This is a genomic window from Clostridium aminobutyricum, assembly GCF_017255415.1.
Lineage (GTDB): Bacteria > Bacillota > Clostridia > Peptostreptococcales > Anaerovoracaceae > Aminipila > Aminipila aminobutyrica.
In genome coordinates, this window is the sequence record NZ_JAFJZZ010000002.1 from 233,184 (window position 1) to 249,147 (window position 15,964).

The 15,964-nt window shown below is 41.3% G+C and carries 17 protein-coding genes; 2 read left to right on the forward strand and 15 right to left on the reverse strand.

Annotation, left to right across the window (positions count from 1 at the left end):
* Window positions 1-44: 44 nt before the first annotated feature.
* Both JYB65_RS07345 and JYB65_RS07350 read right to left on the reverse strand, forming a co-directional pair.
* Complete coding sequence (locus JYB65_RS07345; protein WP_206582005.1) at window positions 45-470, reverse strand: hypothetical protein; 426 nt, start codon at window positions 468-470, stop codon at window positions 45-47.
* Window positions 467-718 (reverse strand): DUF739 family protein, encoded by a 252-nt coding sequence (locus tag JYB65_RS07350; RefSeq protein ID WP_245156632.1) that lies wholly within the window; start codon window positions 716-718, stop codon window positions 467-469. Before JYB65_RS07350 ends, JYB65_RS07345 begins: the two co-directional genes overlap by 4 nt.
* Before the next feature lie 164 nt (window positions 719-882).
* On the opposite strand from JYB65_RS07350, the gene JYB65_RS07355 reads away from it, so the two are divergent.
* Window positions 883-1,296, forward strand: coding sequence for a helix-turn-helix domain-containing protein (locus tag JYB65_RS07355; protein ID WP_206582007.1), 414 nt, complete (start codon window positions 883-885; stop codon window positions 1,294-1,296).
* A gap of 262 nt (window positions 1,297-1,558) precedes the next feature.
* Here the strand turns inward: JYB65_RS07355 and JYB65_RS07360 are convergent, their stop codons facing one another.
* The 8 genes from JYB65_RS07360 to JYB65_RS07395 all read right to left on the reverse strand — a co-directional run bounded on the left by JYB65_RS07360 (window position 1,559) and on the right by JYB65_RS07395 (window position 9,335).
* Window positions 1,559-2,539, reverse strand: a complete 981-nt coding sequence (locus JYB65_RS07360) for a copper amine oxidase N-terminal domain-containing protein (RefSeq protein ID WP_206582008.1) — start codon at window positions 2,537-2,539, stop codon at window positions 1,559-1,561.
* A gap of 297 nt (window positions 2,540-2,836) precedes the next feature.
* Window positions 2,837-3,592 (reverse strand): NAD-dependent protein deacylase, encoded by a 756-nt coding sequence (locus JYB65_RS07365; protein WP_206582009.1) that lies wholly within the window; start codon window positions 3,590-3,592, stop codon window positions 2,837-2,839.
* A 200-nt stretch (window positions 3,593-3,792) separates the two neighbouring features.
* Window positions 3,793-4,521, reverse strand: a complete 729-nt coding sequence (locus JYB65_RS07370; RefSeq protein WP_206582010.1) for a TIGR03915 family putative DNA repair protein — start codon at window positions 4,519-4,521, stop codon at window positions 3,793-3,795.
* On the reverse strand, window positions 4,505-6,046 hold the full coding sequence (locus JYB65_RS07375) for a putative DNA modification/repair radical SAM protein (RefSeq protein WP_206582218.1): 1,542 nt from the start codon (window positions 6,044-6,046) through the stop codon (window positions 4,505-4,507). Before JYB65_RS07375 ends, JYB65_RS07370 begins: the two co-directional genes overlap by 17 nt.
* Before the next feature lie 165 nt (window positions 6,047-6,211).
* Window positions 6,212-6,475 carry a GlsB/YeaQ/YmgE family stress response membrane protein gene (locus JYB65_RS07380; RefSeq protein WP_206582011.1) on the reverse strand — a complete coding sequence of 88 codons (264 nt, stop codon included), beginning with the start codon at window positions 6,473-6,475 and terminating at the stop codon, window positions 6,212-6,214.
* Window positions 6,476-6,613: 138 nt separating this feature from the next.
* Complete coding sequence (locus tag JYB65_RS07385) at window positions 6,614-7,387, reverse strand: ABC transporter ATP-binding protein (RefSeq protein ID WP_206582012.1); 774 nt, start codon at window positions 7,385-7,387, stop codon at window positions 6,614-6,616.
* A gap of 4 nt (window positions 7,388-7,391) precedes the next feature.
* Window positions 7,392-8,291, reverse strand: coding sequence for an ABC transporter permease (locus tag JYB65_RS07390; protein ID WP_206582013.1), 900 nt, complete (start codon window positions 8,289-8,291; stop codon window positions 7,392-7,394).
* 51 nt (window positions 8,292-8,342) lie between these two features.
* Window positions 8,343-9,335 carry an ABC transporter substrate-binding protein gene (locus JYB65_RS07395; protein ID WP_206582014.1) on the reverse strand — a complete coding sequence of 331 codons (993 nt, stop codon included), beginning with the start codon at window positions 9,333-9,335 and terminating at the stop codon, window positions 8,343-8,345.
* 611 nt (window positions 9,336-9,946) lie between these two features.
* On the opposite strand from JYB65_RS07395, the gene JYB65_RS07400 reads away from it, so the two are divergent.
* Window positions 9,947-11,038 (forward strand): patatin-like phospholipase family protein, encoded by a 1,092-nt coding sequence (locus tag JYB65_RS07400; RefSeq protein WP_206582015.1) that lies wholly within the window; start codon window positions 9,947-9,949, stop codon window positions 11,036-11,038.
* A 49-nt stretch (window positions 11,039-11,087) separates the two neighbouring features.
* On the opposite strand, the gene JYB65_RS07405 is transcribed toward JYB65_RS07400, so the two are convergent.
* From JYB65_RS07405 to JYB65_RS07425, 5 genes are all read right to left on the reverse strand, one after another.
* Window positions 11,088-11,267, reverse strand: coding sequence for a DUF1540 domain-containing protein (locus JYB65_RS07405; RefSeq protein WP_206582016.1), 180 nt, complete (start codon window positions 11,265-11,267; stop codon window positions 11,088-11,090).
* 248 nt (window positions 11,268-11,515) lie between these two features.
* On the reverse strand, window positions 11,516-11,935 hold the full coding sequence (locus JYB65_RS07410; RefSeq protein WP_206582017.1) for a hypothetical protein: 420 nt from the start codon (window positions 11,933-11,935) through the stop codon (window positions 11,516-11,518).
* Window positions 11,936-12,038: 103 nt separating this feature from the next.
* Window positions 12,039-13,436 carry a Na+/H+ antiporter NhaC family protein gene (locus JYB65_RS07415; RefSeq protein WP_206582018.1) on the reverse strand — a complete coding sequence of 466 codons (1,398 nt, stop codon included), beginning with the start codon at window positions 13,434-13,436 and terminating at the stop codon, window positions 12,039-12,041.
* Between the two features lie 164 nt (window positions 13,437-13,600).
* Window positions 13,601-14,515, reverse strand: a complete 915-nt coding sequence (locus tag JYB65_RS07420; RefSeq protein ID WP_245156620.1) for a ribonuclease Z — start codon at window positions 14,513-14,515, stop codon at window positions 13,601-13,603.
* Window positions 14,516-14,525: 10 nt separating this feature from the next.
* Window positions 14,526-15,953 carry an amino acid permease gene (locus JYB65_RS07425; protein ID WP_206582019.1) on the reverse strand — a complete coding sequence of 476 codons (1,428 nt, stop codon included), beginning with the start codon at window positions 15,951-15,953 and terminating at the stop codon, window positions 14,526-14,528.
* Between the last annotated feature and the right edge of the window lie 11 nt (window positions 15,954-15,964).

Sequence of the window (15,964 nt, forward strand, 5' to 3'; positions counted from 1 at the left end):
AGGTTCTGTCATACCATAACACCCCCCTTGTGAATCTTCTACACTTACGATATTATCACACTGCTTTCGGCATTTTCGGCGGCTTTTAAAAAAGTATTGTGTTTTCTTCTGGGATAGCTTTCATCACTTTCTCCAATAGCAAAAGCGATTTGCTGCCACGTCAGCCCATTGATATACCGGAGGGAAAAAATTTGCCGCAACTGACTGTCGTCAATGGTATTGATGAATTGATTTAACCGTTTGATCTCCTGCCAGCACTTTTGAAGACTGATGGCAATAAGGGTATCCAAATCTGCCAGGTCCGATGCATAGTTTCCTATCTTATCGGATATGCCTGTCCCAAAAGGCAAGCCCGTAATTCGAGTTGTTGTTCCCTCTGCTATCGTCTTTAACTCCCGTTGTCTTATTTTCAATTGCTCTATTTCTCTGTTCAGATAATATAGTTGGCTTAGTTCATTCTTTGTCATCATTGATTCAACCCCTTTTGATTCTCGCGTAAATGCGAGTTTTCAGAGAAAAAAATTTTGCCAACCTCCGATTGATCTAGCTGCAATACTTCAATAATCGTATAGACCTCCCGCACCATGAAAGTGTCTCCATTCGCTTTCAGTTTGCGGTAAAGAGTGCTTTGATCCATTCCAATTTCTTTGGCAAATGAGTCATTCGTATAGTTACTTTGTACGATTTTTTCCTTCAACTTCTTTACATCAACGATCATCACCTTACCCCCTCCTCGCGTTTTTGATAGTTTTCTTAAATCTTACTCGCATATCCGCATTTCGTCAATACTTTTTTCGCGTAATCGTAAGTTTATTGTTTTTTCTATTGCAAATATGCAAGTATTGTGTTAATTTTACTTTAATAAAAGAAAGGGGCGTTTAAATGCAAATTAGCGAAAGAATTAAAAATAGAAGAAAAGAACTGGGACTTTCTGCAGAAGCTGTAGCAGAACGAATAGGCGTTTCCCCCGCCACGATATATCGATATGAATCTGCTGATATCATGAATATGGGGATTGATAAATTAATTCCTCTGGCAGAAGCCCTCCATACTACACCGATCTACCTTATGTTGGGAGAAGAGGTACCTTTACAGCAAAGGGAACCTTCCGGGACGGTTGAAATATCTGAAACGGAAAAACAGCTCAATGAGCTCTTTCATGGATGTACAACAGACGAGCAAGAAAAAATTATACAATATGCAAAAGGGCTCATCGAATATAGAAAATTAAAAGAATTTTTAGACGGGGCCGAACAGGAAGCCCAAACACCCACAGATAAGGCTTCAATAAGTTAAAGAACTAGTTGGATTACTCTACCGCTACCTTTGAAAGTAATATTGTAAATTATTGTATCTGTTTTTATGTAATATAGTGCATAATATCGGTCGTTTAATACTTCATATTTTTTCTTCATGGTAATAGTTCCCCCTTCTTATCACATGTGGGTGCACTACCATTTTATATTATAATTAGATAAATTTTCCTTATATGCGCATACAGATTTATCCATTCTGAAAAATAATTTACTATTTGTCTTGCTCTAAGCTTATAGAAGCTCTATTTTTCATAGGTTATTGCCACAACCTGAATAGTATCATACCATTTGACTTGCCCGTTTAAGCTTTCCATGATCGGTCGAATCGGCAGGAAGGTACGGTCATTATAAATAACCGGGGCCACATCCATCTCGATAGGCATTCCGTCTACCAGCATGGTTGAGCTGTCTATCGTAAGCGAAATCGTTTTCTCTTTATAGGTTATCGTAGCCGTGCGAATTGCATCATTCCATACAACCTGTCCTCCCATAGCCTCAATAATAGAGCGAACCGGCAATACCGTTCTTCCATTTAAAATGATCGGGGTTGTTCCCGCAGAATCAATGTTTTGATATTGTCCGTTGTTTGTCATCACCGGATTATTTATTTGAACCGCGATGGAACCATACAAAGGCGCCGTCCTGTCTATCTCCCCTCGATTCGGATTTTCATCACTTGTTCCGAAGGCATTATATACATCATCGTTGATTTGATAAAGCCAGTACGTCTGCGTACCATCGCCCCATTCCTTCACACCTTCCCAAGTATAGGTGCAGGCTCGCTCCTTCTTATTGTACAGCCAGTCGTACCCGGATACGCTGTTTTCATCAAAAGCGGTAATCACCATCGAATGTTTTCCGTCTACGCGCAATATGTCTCCCGGTCTTGCGAATTCATTGATGTATTCTCCCAATTCCTCATAATCACTGCTTTTTTCGGTAGTCGTGCATTTGCTGCTATAAATATCGTATCCAAAGACGTTCTTCCAAACATAGTTTACAAAGGCATGGCATTGAACAGCCCTGCCGTTTTCATAATTGTTCAACGTGTCTGTTCCTAAATACGGTTCAACGTATTCATCGATTTTTTCAGTAATATTTTCCGCAGCTATTTCATTATATGTAGTTTGAGCATAGGTCTCAAGTATCCCGCCGAATGGCATAGTCCATGTAATAATAGTAAGTGTGATTCCCGCTAGAAATCCTGCCGCTATTCTCTTCATTTGTATACTCCTACCTTAATCAGATGATGTGATTATTCTATCTTTTATGACAGTTTCATGCCATTTTTTTCATTTTTCCCTATTTATCATAGCATACTTATCCCAAATGATACCATCAAAAAATTAAAAAACCAGGTCATTTATTTACATCTAAATTCATGAGACGAAAAATGTGACTTCACCACTCTGCGCTTTTTTTTATTATTTAACAGGAAACCGGGCCATATTTCCCATTAAAAAAGAGGCTCTTTATCGAACCTCTTATCTTCATTATCAGCCATATTACTATGGATTCTTTTATTCAATTTCACAAACCGCGCCCAGGACTTCGCCGATCGGGTCATTAATGACTAAATTCGCTTTCCCGTTGTATTGGGTTTTGGATTTATTGATCAGTACCAGATTCTTTCCTCTAAAATAATTCACCAGTCCTGCTGCAGGATATACCACCAGCGATGTCCCTCCTACGATCAAGGTATCCGCCTTTGAAATCGCCTGGACCGCCTGCTGTACTACTTCATCATTCAAGGGTTCCTCATATAATACGACATCCGGTTTAACCATTCCGCCGCATTTTTTGCAAATAGGAATAAGACCCCGTATGCCATCCGTTTCCTTGCAATTCTCCGGATTCATAATATAACCCAAATCATAAAACTCCCCGCAGCGCATGCAATTATTTCGCAGAACAGAACCATGCAGTTCATAAACCACTTTACTGCCTGCAAGCTGATGAAGTCCATCGATATTTTGAGTAACAATCGCCTTGAGTTTACCTTCCCGTTCGAGCTTTGCCAATGCCAAGTGTGCTTTATTTGGCTTTGCCTCCGGGTAAATTAAATTATTTTTGTAATAATCATAAAAAGTCTCCGTGTGATTCTGAAAAAAGCTGTGAGAAAGCATGGTTTCCGGTGACTGCCCATATTTCTGGACAGCATGATATAGCCCGCTTTCCGAACGGAAATCGGGTATGTTGCTTTCTGTAGAAACGCCGGCTCCTCCAAAAAAAACAATATTATTACTTTCTTCAATGATTTGCTTCAGCTTATCCATCTTGATCTTACCCCCCGGTAAAATTCCAACTCTTTTGTAAGAATGCGTCTTTAAGTATACTACACAAGCTACGTCGTATGTGATTCCATGAATGCTTCTTTACGGCAATCAATCGCGTTCATTATACCACAAAATTTTTAAATGCAACATCCTTTCCATTGGCAAAAATGCGTAAATGTTGTCCTTTTTTACGGGATAAGCTAAATTTCTATCAGATATTTCCAGTATCTAACAGGCATGAATGTTTTTTGACATCTCGGATTGGTCCTCTCCTTGATGGCAATGGTTTCAAAGTATTTTTTCCATAAGGCTCTGTACTTTTTTTCATCTTTTGAAAGTTCAGGCACTTGTTCCTCATAAAACTCAGAGAGATACCATTTTCCGTCCTTTGCAATAAGCGCCTTATCCCTTCGCTTGTCGTGGATAATAAAGGGATCGCTTTTATACCGGTCTGAAAAATGCTCTGCTATCAGTTCCAGGATATCATGGTCAGGCTCTATCGGCGAATAAAGGATTTCCCCTTCTAAAACGGAAAATCGAATCAGCCCATAAAGCCGGTGGACTTCAACGGTCACCTTTTTTTCTGCCTGCTGTATGTCAAACGTAATCGGATTTCCATGCAGCAAACTTACTTTCGCCCCTTCTTTAAAACCCAGCCGAATATAATGTAACATTTTGATTTCTTTCTGATCTACCGAAGATAGAAAGACTCGATAGATTCTTTGCAAATCAAGAGGGGATATTTTATCGCGAATCGCCTCGTAGACCTTATTTGCTTTTTCCCAATCAGTTTCCAGTTCCCTGCACTCCGACAATATATTGGATTGGTAACAGTCTTTCGGAAAGATACCGGAAGCTTTTTCCTCATAATAATGAAAATATACACAGGTCAAGAAACCTTCAAAAGTACCGTCATATAAGTAGTCCATGCTGCTCGCCCGCCTTTATGTTTGGTAAAATCTTATTTCCGGAAAGTCTCCCTTGTGTCGAATCCAAGCCTTTTTTTGGTGATTGTGTCGATAGTCCGGGTGTAAAAATTCCGGGAGTAAACATTGAAATCTGTACTTCATCGTCTATAGGCAATAAATTATTTCTGATGTTTTCTGCCTCTAACGCCTTGCCTCTGATATATTCCGGAATTAAGTCCTTCCCTCCATAATACTTGCCGGAGCAAGTTAAAAAATAACTGGCTCTTTTCAGCACAACACCCATCTTTTTTAAATCCTCATACTTTACGGCAGCCACTTTTCTCTGCCTTACAATTCTAAGCGCCGAAATAGTGCCTACGCCGGGGATGCGAAGCAATTCTTCCATAGAAGCTTTATTCACTTCTACAGGAAAACGTTCTATATTTCGAAGGGCCCAAGTGATCTTAGGATCTAATTCTAAATCCAGATTCGGATTTTCGTCGTTGAACATTTCCTCTGCCTGAAATCCATAAAACCGCAGCAGCCAATCGGCTTGATAAAGGCGATGCTCTCTTCTCAGCGGCGGTGCGTTAAACACCGATGGAAGCAAAGGAGAATCACTGACGGGAATATAAGCACTAAAATAGACCCGCTTCATCTTGAAGGTTCGATATAAGCTTTCGGAGGTCTTGACAATCTGTCGGTCTGTCTCCGTACCCGCTCCTATGATCATTTGTGTCGTCTGCCCCGCAGGCGCAAACTTTTCCTTGTATTTAAATGGTGTTTCACGGATTAATGTATTTCCGTCGGACCTCTGCAGCTTTCCATAAGGACCTTGAGTTAGATCGGCTAGACTCCCGTCTCCCATGGTGATATTTTTGCCCTCCGGCTCCAGGTAATTTAAATTAGAATTCAAATTTTGCCCTTTAAACATCGTTCCCGGTCCCTTTAAGGATTTCTGCTCAATCAAAGTGTTTGTAATTTGTTTCATCGGTACGAAAATAGCCCTTGGCTTCTTTTGAGGAGCCAGCCGCTGAAGGCTTTCCTCCGTCGGCAATTCAATATTGACACTTAACCGATCGGCCACCATGCCGATTGCATGAAGCAGCTCCTTGGATACACCAGGGATAATTTTTGCATGAATGTACCCGGCAAAACCATACTCATAGCGTAACATGGTAAGGCATTTCAAAATCCGTTCAGCAGTATAATCCGGAGAAACTTCAACCGCTGAACTGAGAAACAGCCCCTCAATATAATTTCTCCTGTAAAATTCCATCGTTAAATCTGCCAATTCTTGTGGTTCAAAACTGGCCCGCTCGGTTTCGACACTTCTTCTATTGACACAGTATTGGCAGTCGTAGACACATTTATTGGTGAATAACACCTTTAACAAAGAAATGCACCGTCCATCGGCAGACCAAGAATGACAAATACCGGAGGCAAACACATTTCCCAACTTGCCTGTATTTTTTCGTTCTGCACCGCTGCTGGAACAGGACACATCGTATTTTGCACTATCCGCTAAAATTTTCAGCTTTTCCATTATGTTGTCCACACATTACCTCCTTATCTATTTAAAATACCCCCATTAATTCGAACTTTTGTTCTATTTTATCATATCTAGAACTTACGTTCAACTACATTTCTTAAAAGAAAAGAACCACCGCAATGAATTCATCACGGTGGCTCTTGATTTTAAAAATATTTATTAATTGTAGTGTGCTTTTCTGTTGAAAGCATTAACGATCAGTAATAGTATAATTGCTCCGACACACGCTACCGCCAAGCTCCATAAATTGAAGCCTGTCATACCAACGCCACCGGCTAAATTCATGAGTAGTCCACCGATGAATCCTCCAATGATACCAACTATGATATTCTTGAAAGCTCCCATCTGTTTATTGTTACCAGTAAACATACTTGCAATCCAACCTGCAGCTGCGCCGATAATAATCCAGCCTATGATACCCATAATTACCACCTCCTTTTAGTATTAGTATTTACAAGAAGCGATTTCTCATGCATCATAATGTAATGCTTTAAAATTCAATGGCCTTTTTTGTATTTTTTCACTGGTTTCACTCGCAATATCTACTGGCTATTGCAAGCTTTACAGCAGCATCCTGTCGTTATCAATTTCGAACTGTTCAATCAGTCTTTCTACGGTCATCTTTTCACGTGCTTCACCGCTGATGTCCATCACCACTCGGCCTGACTTCATCAGAATCGTTCGGTTTCCATGTTCTAAAGCGGCTTTCATGTTATGGGTAATCATCAAGGTGCAAAGATTTTCTTCTTTGGAAAAGTAATCGGTCAGTTCTAACACCTTCGCTGCCGCACTGGGGTCAAGGGCCGCTGTATGCTCGTCAAGCAGCAATAATTTCGGATTGGCGATCACCGCCATAAACAAGGTCAGCGCCTGCCGCTGTCCTCCGGAAAGCAGCCTTGCTTTTTGTTTCATTCGGTCTTCAAGTCCCATACCCAAAAGTGATAGTTTTTCTCGAAACAGCTCCCGGTCTTTTTTGGTGATCCCTTTTTGAAGGCCTCGGAAATTATTTTTGTTCGCTGCAATGGACAGATTTTCCTCTATGGTCATGTCGAAAGCCGTTCCTTTAAGAGGATCTTGGAACACCCGCCCGATCATCTTGGAGCGTTTATACTCCCGCTGTTTGGTGATATCGTTTCCGTCTAAGATAATCTTCCCCGTATCCACAGGAAAAACCCCTGCGATACAATTCATCATGGTAGACTTCCCCGCACCATTGCTGCCAATGATCGTCACAAAATCACCCGGCTTCAGATGAAGGTTGATTCCGTCAATGGCCACTTTTTCGTTTACGGAGCCGCGTCCGAAGGTTTTGTATATATTTTCAATCCGTAGCATCGACCTAAACCTCCTTCTTCCCAATCACCAGTTTAAATGGAAAACTCTCACTGAATGTACCGATCGCAAGCGCACCGATTACGATAACCGCGGACACCAATTTTAAATCGTTGACCGGCAGTCCCAAGTGAAAAGCATACGTAATAGCAAATCGATATAGAATAGCGCCAAGGGATACGGCAATCAATCGGCGGAACAGTGATTTTGTTCCGAAAATAGCCTCTCCCAAGATTACCGAAGCAAGGCCGATTACCACCATACCGGTTCCCATCGTCGTATCTGCAAAGGATTGATATTGCGCCAAGAGTCCTCCCGCCAGTCCAACAAATCCATTGGAAAGGGCTAGCCCCAATATCTTCATCTTCTCACTGTCAATCGCATAGGAGCGAACCATGTCCTCATTGTCACCGGTGGCACGAAGAGCAAACCCCAGTCTTGTCTTTAAAAAGAAGTAAAATGCAATAATAATAAGGACTAAAAAAACAAATCCGACCATAATAGCGGAGTATGTTTCCGGCAAGACCTTTGCCGCTGACTTATAAATTGTATTGTTCATCGTCAGTGAAATATTCGGCTTTCCCATGATATGTAGATTCACCGAATAAAGCGCGAGCATGACTAGTATTCCGGCTAAAAGCGGCTGTATTTTTAATTTCGTATTTAATAATGCGGTAACCGATCCTGCCATGCACCCGGCAATAAAAGCGAGAAACAATCCCAATAGCGGGTTACCGTTTAAACTGCAAACTACAGCAGAAACAGCAGCGCCTGTTACGACGCTGCCATCTACTGTTAAATCCGGTATATTCAATGTTCGAAATGATAGAAAGACACCCAGCGCAAGGATAGCATAAATCATCCCTTGCGACAGTGTTCCTATGACTTCCATAGAATTTAATAACATGTTATTCTCCTGTTAGTGTTCCTGTCTTATTTTGTTTAACCAGAAGTAATCTTATTCTCCAAGGATCGTTGCCTTGTCTAAAATATCCTTTGGTATTTCAACGCCAATTGCCTTTGCGGTGTTCTTGTTGATATAAACCTGTGTATCGGACATAATCTGTACCGGCATGCTTCCAGGCTCCTCGCCGTTCAGAACTTTTGCAGCCATCACTCCGGTTGCCTTACCAAGTTCAACATAGTTTACACCGTCCGTTGCCAGTCCGCCGTCTGCAACCATGGAGTCCGCAGCAACATAGAACGGAGTTTTTGCCTGATTTAACACCTGAACGACATTCGGCATTGCGGATGCAACGGTATTATCAATCGGTGAGAATACCGCATCTACTTTTCCGGCTAAGGATTGGGCTGCCTGCTGAATTTCACTGCTATTCATGATAGTCGCTTCTTCCACCTTGATGCCTTTTTCAGCAGCATATTTCTTTAATTCCGCCACTACTGATACGGAGTTTACTTCCCCTGCGGAATAAAGTGCTCCGATGGTCTTAATATTCGGCGTAATCTGAAGGGCAAGATCTAAAATTTTTGTTGCAGATACGGCATCGGACGTACCGGTTACATTTCCTCCCGGTTGCTCAAGACTCTTCACTAATCCGGCTGCAATTGGATCTGTAACGGCAGAAAATATGATTGGTGTTTTTGTTGTCTCTCCAAGAGCCGCCTGTGCAGATGGCGTGGCAATGGCAATAATCATATCATAACCGTTCGCAGTGAAAGACTGGCAAATTGTTTTTAGGTTATTCGGATCGTTTTGCGCATTTTTGTAATCAATCTTAACGGTTTTCCCGTCTACAAAACCTTCTTCTTCTAATTGCGAGAGGATGCTCTCACGAATCGTGTCAAGGGAAGGATGCTCTACAATTTGAACAATACCGATTGTCGGCACATCGGCCTCCCCCTCTGTCGTTTCACTTTTACCGCAGCCTGCCAATACTACGGTCATTGCAAGCAATAAAACTAATAAAATTGATAAACTTCTCTTCTTCATTTTTTCTTCCTTTCTGTCTGATGACGTTCCCTATTACGTTTTATGCTGATCCTGACTCTCATCCCTATCAGCTTTCTGTTGTGTGATGTTTATAGTGTTCCCTGCAAACAAAAAAACACCTATCCTCTTTACAAGGACAAGTGTTATCACCTGCGGTACCACCTCGTTTGACGCGTCAAGCGCATCCTCTCTGCGAGTGCCATCACACCCTTAGCCCATTACGTCGGCTTCACGTCTTCGCTACTAAGTTCCATTTGGAACGTTTCACGTCGCCCTCAGAGGCCCATTTGCTGAGACTGACATTTATCCGGCTTCCACCTACCCGAACTCGCTGAAAAATCGTTGAACAGCTTTACTCCCTCGTCTACGGTTTATATTTATATGAACAAATACTAGCATTTTTTTTGTTGTATGTCAACAAATTTATAGAATAAACTTTTAAAAGCTTTATAAAATAAGGAAACATTCATTGAATCATCCTGCGACACTGCTTGTATGATATAATAAATTGTTTTAAAATATGCTTATGAATAATAGATCGATGAGACCATAAGATATGGGGAATACTATTCGCATATCATGCTGAATCAAATAGAAAAACGGAGGGTATCATGGAAGAGGGCAAAACTGCATTAGTTCTTGGCGGAGGCGGCTCCAGAGGTGCTTATGAAATAGGTGTCTGGCAAGCATTGAATGAACTGGGAATTGAAATCGATATGGTCACCGGCGCTTCTATCGGTGCGGTGAATGGCGCAATGATCGCACAAGGGAGTTTTGAAGAAGCCTTGGCGCTTTGGCATGACATGAGGGAAAGCACCATCACGAAACTGGAAGAAGAAGGCGTATTGAAACAACTATTAGAAGAGAAACTACGAGAGCAGGATGTCCGTAACAGTCCTATTGAATATGGCACGGTGGCGGTTGAACTGCCTAATCTAACGCCTCACCGTGTTTTTATTGAGGATATTCCAATAGGGAAATTAAACGATTACATTTTAGCCAGTGCCGCTTGTTTTCCCATCATAAATCCGCATGAGATCGATGACAAAAAATTCATTGATGGAGGCTATTTAGACATTATGCCTGTAAAGATGGTATTGGAAAAAGGCGCAAAGAATGTGATTGCCGTCAACTTAGACGCTTTTGGTTATATTGATCAAGAAGCTTTCAACGCGGCGCCCTTCCTAAAAGTAATCTCTTCCGCTTGGGATTTGGGGGCTTTTACAGTATTTCATCCGAAAAATATTCGGCGGATCATCCGATTAGGCTATTTGGACACGATGAAAGCTTTTGATGTATTTGCCGGAATTAAATACACCTTTATTAAAGGAGAATTCGCCAAGCGCGGCTTGAAGGAAGCAGAAGCCGTGGCAGAAATATTTGAACTGGATCCTTCTTTGATTTACAGCCAAAAAATGCTGAATAAAAGGCTTAAAAAAGCGCTCACTTTATATGAGGAATCTTCTGCCAAGCGAAAACCGACCTTCGATAAAGAGCTTTTTAAAGCTACGCTCAATGCTTTGGATACTATTTTAAGTAAAAAAACGATTTCCTTATTTATAGCTCAAAAGCTTAATGAGAGTGATTTTTCACAAGAGTCGCCGAGCAGTTTAATCGACGGGCATTTCTTATCCAAGAAAGCAGCCAAATTGTTTTCAAAAGAGCTGCTTGCAGCCAGTTATATTGCTAAATACTTACAATAAAAAAGCAGGAGTAATGCATTCATGCATTACTTCTGCCTTTACCTTTTACTTAAAACGCTCTAGACTCTTCCTTATTTGCAAACGTAGCACAACTTGTTCCTGCACTTGTGTGTGCCCTACCATCACCCATAGCATTTACTTCCAATTTTTCTGCATTACACATTTCGCTTTTGTTATAGTGACAGTTTGTTACACTGCATTTAACCGGCATTTTCTTTCCATTATCCATTGCTCGTACCTCCTTTCAATCTCACTTCTCTATTAGTTTTTCCGTTCCTTTCAATATAATGATTGGAAATTAATTTTTCTTTTGTTTTTCCAATAGAAAAGTCCTCTTTGAGGCGCTTTTATCTTACATGTCGCATTTTTTGATATTATCACAAGCGATATTTTCTACATAATAAAACAGAGCGAATTCGTCTAATCGATTCGCTCTGTTTTACCATTATACGTATTTTTTATTAACAAATAAAACCATTAATAAATAGTTCTCCCTCTTCGGAACACTTCATTCAACAATAATAAATAAATGAAATCTTGGAATAAACCTCTGCGTCTAAATCCGCCATATCCGGGCGAAAAATTACGGCCTCTGTCTCTATAATAATCGTTATTACGCTGTTGTGTTTCTACATCCGATTTCATGGCATTATACGGATCCGCATATTCCATTAAGTCAGGATGCATCAACCATACATTGTTATAGATCGTTTCAGTGGCTTGTTCCAGCATATCTTGGCTTATCATTCCATAGGAGTCCATTTGATCACATATACACATGACGAAAGGCTGAACTCTATAATATACCTCTGGGTAAGTAAGGTTGCCGTTTACATTTGCTTGTATTAGATTATTAGTGGCTCGATCCAAATCTTTCATACCATTCTGATTTTGCATATCTTCCTCCATTTGAATTTCAATATTTTTAATCTAATGCATAGTATGAGAGATGGCCTTTAATAGTGATAACGTTTCATCATATAAATCAGCGCTGCCATACTTAAGCCGTAGAATCAAATCTGTTATTTTTTATCTTTTTATATTTTTCACTGACAGCAAGTTGAGTGAAATAACATATCGGTACGGCATACAAAAAAAATGCAAACGGTATAAAGACAAAAGGCGTAACCCCGATGGTACTGGCCGGCACCATGGAAGCAATACTCCATGGAATCAAGCCGGCAATCAAAACCGCAGAATTTTCAAGGTCAATGGCAAGCTGTTGATGGATAAAATCTTCTGTATCCATTTTTAAATCATCATCTTTTCTCCAATGATATTGTTGATAGGCTCCCTTCATCATGTCTGCCGTCATTATAATAGCGATGGACTGATTGCAGCCAATCATGCCGACAAGACTCGCAACTACAGAAGTCATGAAAAAGAGTCCTTGCCGCGTATACGTTTTACTCTCTATATGGTTTTTTATAGAATGCATTACTTTTAGTTCCGTCAGCAAGCCCACCAACGCGGAGGAAACAAGAACGACCAAGCCTGCCTTTCCCATTGATAGGATTCCGCCGCCTTGAATAATGGTATAGAGCGGGTTCGTTTTTTCTTCCATTTGATAACCGAACACAAGCGTTTTCGCTACTTCTGCTACCGCATGATCTTGTTTGAATATGGCCAGAAATAAAGCGGAGACGATACTAATCATCATTGCAACATTCATACGAATACCTGCCAATGCCATGACAAGAAGCAAAGCCGCTGGAATCAGCAAAATATAGGAAACATGAAATGCTTTTTCTAATTGTGTTTGTATTTGAGAATCAATAGTATCCAACGCGGTATACTTGGACATATAGCAGAAAAAACCTACCGTCAGTATGGTTGCAATAAGTCCCGACTTAGCCATATTCCTCATATTTTTCATTAAACTGCTTTTGGACACATTGGCGACCAGCGCAGCACTGCTGGACATCAACGACATCCTGTCTCCGAAATACGCTCCGGATATAATAGCGCCTGAAATAATGCCGATGTTTGCATTTCCGGCTGTGGCGATCAGCATCAAGGGAACTCCAAGAATACTGCAAGTACCGAAACTTGTTCCGATCAAGAACGAAATCCCTCCGCAAAGAATAAAGCAGAGCAATGGAAAATAATTTGAACTGACATAATCTAAAGAATAATATACAGCAGCCGGAATTGTGCCGGACGCCAGCCATATTCCAATTATTGCACCTATTAGACCTAGTACTTTAAGAACTACCAGTGCACTTTTAACGGCATTCCATGATAGGAATAGAATTTCTTTTATTTTATATTTTCTATGTAAGCAAACTAAAACAAAATAAAAATAAGTAAATAGCAGTACAATTCCTATAAAACTCTCTTTGATCAGCACACAAATAAGTGTTATTGCCGAAAAGATAAGTGCAATTTTTATATCCACATTATCCCTCATTTGATTCATTAATTTTAAAATGTTCTTTTAATCTGTGCATTTCCTCTACCCTTTTTAGCTTACTTTATATTTTTTTAATATTCAACAGATAATGGTAAAATTTTCTGGCCCTATGATTTTATATAGGAATGCGATTATTCCTTTATAACAATTTAGAAGTTTTCCCGTATTCCGTCAAAGCCGGCTGCAGTTTCAAAAAATATATGTTGTGCTTTATCGATAAACTGCTCCGGATTTGTTAAAGCCGGGCTGTAATGGGTAAGCCATAGTTTCTTTACTCCCGCTTCTTTTGCCAGTGTCGCACTATCGGAAAAGAGCATGTGCCCCCTCTGAGCCATTAATCCTTGTTGTTCTTCCTCTGCATGCATTCCTTCACTGATGAGCAGATCAGCTCCCCATGCAAATTCCCTCATGGCGTCTAGCTTGATCGTATCGGTAAAATAACATATTTTTATCGGTTGTCGCTCTCCATCTAGAACCATTTCGGGCCGGATGATCCTCCTATCTTCCAAGCATATAGTCTTGCCTTCATGAAGTGTTTTATAGCTGCTCTTAGGTATTTTCAAAGCAGCCGCCTTATCGGGATTAAAAATCGGTTTTCGTTTTAATATAATACTGTAACCAAAGCAAGGAATCCCATGCTTCAGTGGCAAGAAAGAAAACTGCAATCCATTATGTTCAAAATTTTTGTCCTTCTCTTCCAATTCATTTATAACCAATGGATAGGGGACTATAGGCGCAATCACAGACAAAGCATCTACCACCTTCTTTAACCCCATCGGTCCTGCGATGGTAAGCGGCGTCCGCTTCCCGCTGTTACCAAGCGTCAGCAGCAGCCCTGGTAAGCCTGCAATATGATCCGCATGAAAATGAGTAAATAAAAGCAAATCCAAATGGCTGAGCTTGCATCCGGATTTTCTTAATGCGATCTGGGTCCCTTCTCCGCAGTCGATTAATAGGGCCTTTCCCTGATACTCGATCCAGCAGCAGCTAAGCCATCGGTTTTCAGTCGGTAGCATTCCCCCGGTACCGGGCAGACAAACCGCTACCATGTCCTTTCTTCCCATTTCTTTACACTCATTTTTTCTCCTCTTTTTTTGCCAGCTCTTCTGAGAATTCTACGGAGAGTCCTTGATTATAGGCTTTTCTGTTGATACCCTTTTCAGGAATCCGGCTTTTCTTCGTACCGGATGCATATTTCATCACGCCATAAATTACCGTATAGGCCCCGGTCATCAACACACCCATTACAAGGCCCGACGTTTGTCCCGGAATAAGCGGCATGCTCAAAATCACGACGACCATACTGATTAACGCCAGCCAAGAAGTAAACGGGTATCCGGGCATCTGGCAGCCTTCAGGAGGGCAGCCGAACTTCTTTCGAAAACGCAGATGTGTCGCCATAATAATGGCATACGTAAACAACAGGGCAAAACCACCGGAACTAATTAAGAACAAGTAGATTCTTGGGAATAAAAATCCCAACCCCAAACCTAAGAGCATGGCCAAGCCGGAAAAGAGTATTCCTCGGTAGGGCACATCCGTTTTATCCTTCAACCAGCTAGGTGCAAGTCCTTCGTCTGCTAACGAACGCATCATTCTTCCGATTCCAAACATAGCTGCAAGCATCGTGGATAAAATAGCCGTAATCAATACAATTGTAATCGCTGTTCCTGCCCATCTCATGCCCCATCGATCCAAGGCCGCTACCATTGGGCTGACGTTTTCATTGATATCAGCAGTGGGAATCAGCGGAAGGAGCACCACCATCGAAAGAATATAAAAACCAACTAAACAAACCACTGTATTGATAATGGCTTTCGGAACCGTTTGTTTCGGATTTGCGGTTTCCGAAGCTGCCAATCCGATTACTTCGAATCCTGCATACGCGAAAATAACGATCAGCATACTTCCTGCGATTCCTTTGATACCTTCGGCCATAAACGGCTCGTTTGTGATTGCCCCGGTTCCCACCGGAGTATCCGTAAAAAAGATTCCAAAAATAAGAGAAAGTGCAATTACGATGAAACCAACGATCGCGAACAGTTTAATGGCTGCAAGGCCGCTTTCCAGTTTGCTCAGTTTATCGGCTCCCAATAGATTCAGTAACGTTACACCAATAATAATCGCACTGCCAAGCATGGCGATGGACAGATTGGGTATCCATTCCCTTACAAATATAGAGACTGCCGTCGCTTCACTGGACATGGCCAAAACCATCCCGGTCCAATATACCCACCCTACCACAAAGCCGGTGCCGGGGCCAAATGCCTGTGCCGCAAACGTACGAAACGATCCGGCATCCGGATTGGCTACGGTCATTTCTGACAGGGCCATAAGAATAAAATAAACGAGAATTCCGCCTAGAATATAGGATATTATAATAGAAGGACCGGCAGCATGTATTGCTACTGATGAACCCAGAAAAAAGGAGCCGCCTATTACCGTTCCTAAAGCCATCATTGTAAGCTGCCATGCCGACAGTCCTTTTTGTGTCTTTTGCATAATCTTCTCCT

Bases quoted from the DNA above. Each gene is read 5' to 3' on its own strand.
- JYB65_RS07345 (WP_206582005.1), bottom strand. From the start codon at position 470: ATGATGACAAAGAATGAACTAAGCCAACTATATTATCTGAACAGAGAA.
- JYB65_RS07350 (WP_245156632.1), bottom strand. From the start codon at position 718: ATGATCGTTGATGTAAAGAAGTTGAAGGAAAAAATCGTACAAAGTAAC.
- JYB65_RS07355 (WP_206582007.1), top strand. From the start codon at position 883: ATGCAAATTAGCGAAAGAATTAAAAATAGAAGAAAAGAACTGGGACTT.
- JYB65_RS07360 (WP_206582008.1), bottom strand. From the start codon at position 2,539: ATGAAGAGAATAGCGGCAGGATTTCTAGCGGGAATCACACTTACTATT.
- JYB65_RS07365 (WP_206582009.1), bottom strand. From the start codon at position 3,592: ATGGATAAGCTGAAGCAAATCATTGAAGAAAGTAATAATATTGTTTTT.
- JYB65_RS07370 (WP_206582010.1), bottom strand. From the start codon at position 4,521: ATGGACTACTTATATGACGGTACTTTTGAAGGTTTCTTGACCTGTGTA.
- JYB65_RS07375 (WP_206582218.1), bottom strand. From the start codon at position 6,046: ATGGAAAAGCTGAAAATTTTAGCGGATAGTGCAAAATACGATGTGTCC.
- JYB65_RS07380 (WP_206582011.1), bottom strand. From the start codon at position 6,475: ATGGGTATCATAGGCTGGATTATTATCGGCGCAGCTGCAGGTTGGATT.
- JYB65_RS07385 (WP_206582012.1), bottom strand. From the start codon at position 7,387: ATGCTACGGATTGAAAATATATACAAAACCTTCGGACGCGGCTCCGTA.
- JYB65_RS07390 (WP_206582013.1), bottom strand. From the start codon at position 8,291: ATGTTATTAAATTCTATGGAAGTCATAGGAACACTGTCGCAAGGGATG.
- JYB65_RS07395 (WP_206582014.1), bottom strand. From the start codon at position 9,335: ATGAAGAAGAGAAGTTTATCAATTTTATTAGTTTTATTGCTTGCAATG.
- JYB65_RS07400 (WP_206582015.1), top strand. From the start codon at position 9,947: ATGGAAGAGGGCAAAACTGCATTAGTTCTTGGCGGAGGCGGCTCCAGA.
- JYB65_RS07405 (WP_206582016.1), bottom strand. From the start codon at position 11,267: ATGGATAATGGAAAGAAAATGCCGGTTAAATGCAGTGTAACAAACTGT.
- JYB65_RS07410 (WP_206582017.1), bottom strand. From the start codon at position 11,935: ATGCAAAATCAGAATGGTATGAAAGATTTGGATCGAGCCACTAATAAT.
- JYB65_RS07420 (WP_245156620.1), bottom strand. From the start codon at position 14,515: ATGGGAAGAAAGGACATGGTAGCGGTTTGTCTGCCCGGTACCGGGGGA.
- JYB65_RS07425 (WP_206582019.1), bottom strand. From the start codon at position 15,953: ATGCAAAAGACACAAAAAGGACTGTCGGCATGGCAGCTTACAATGATG.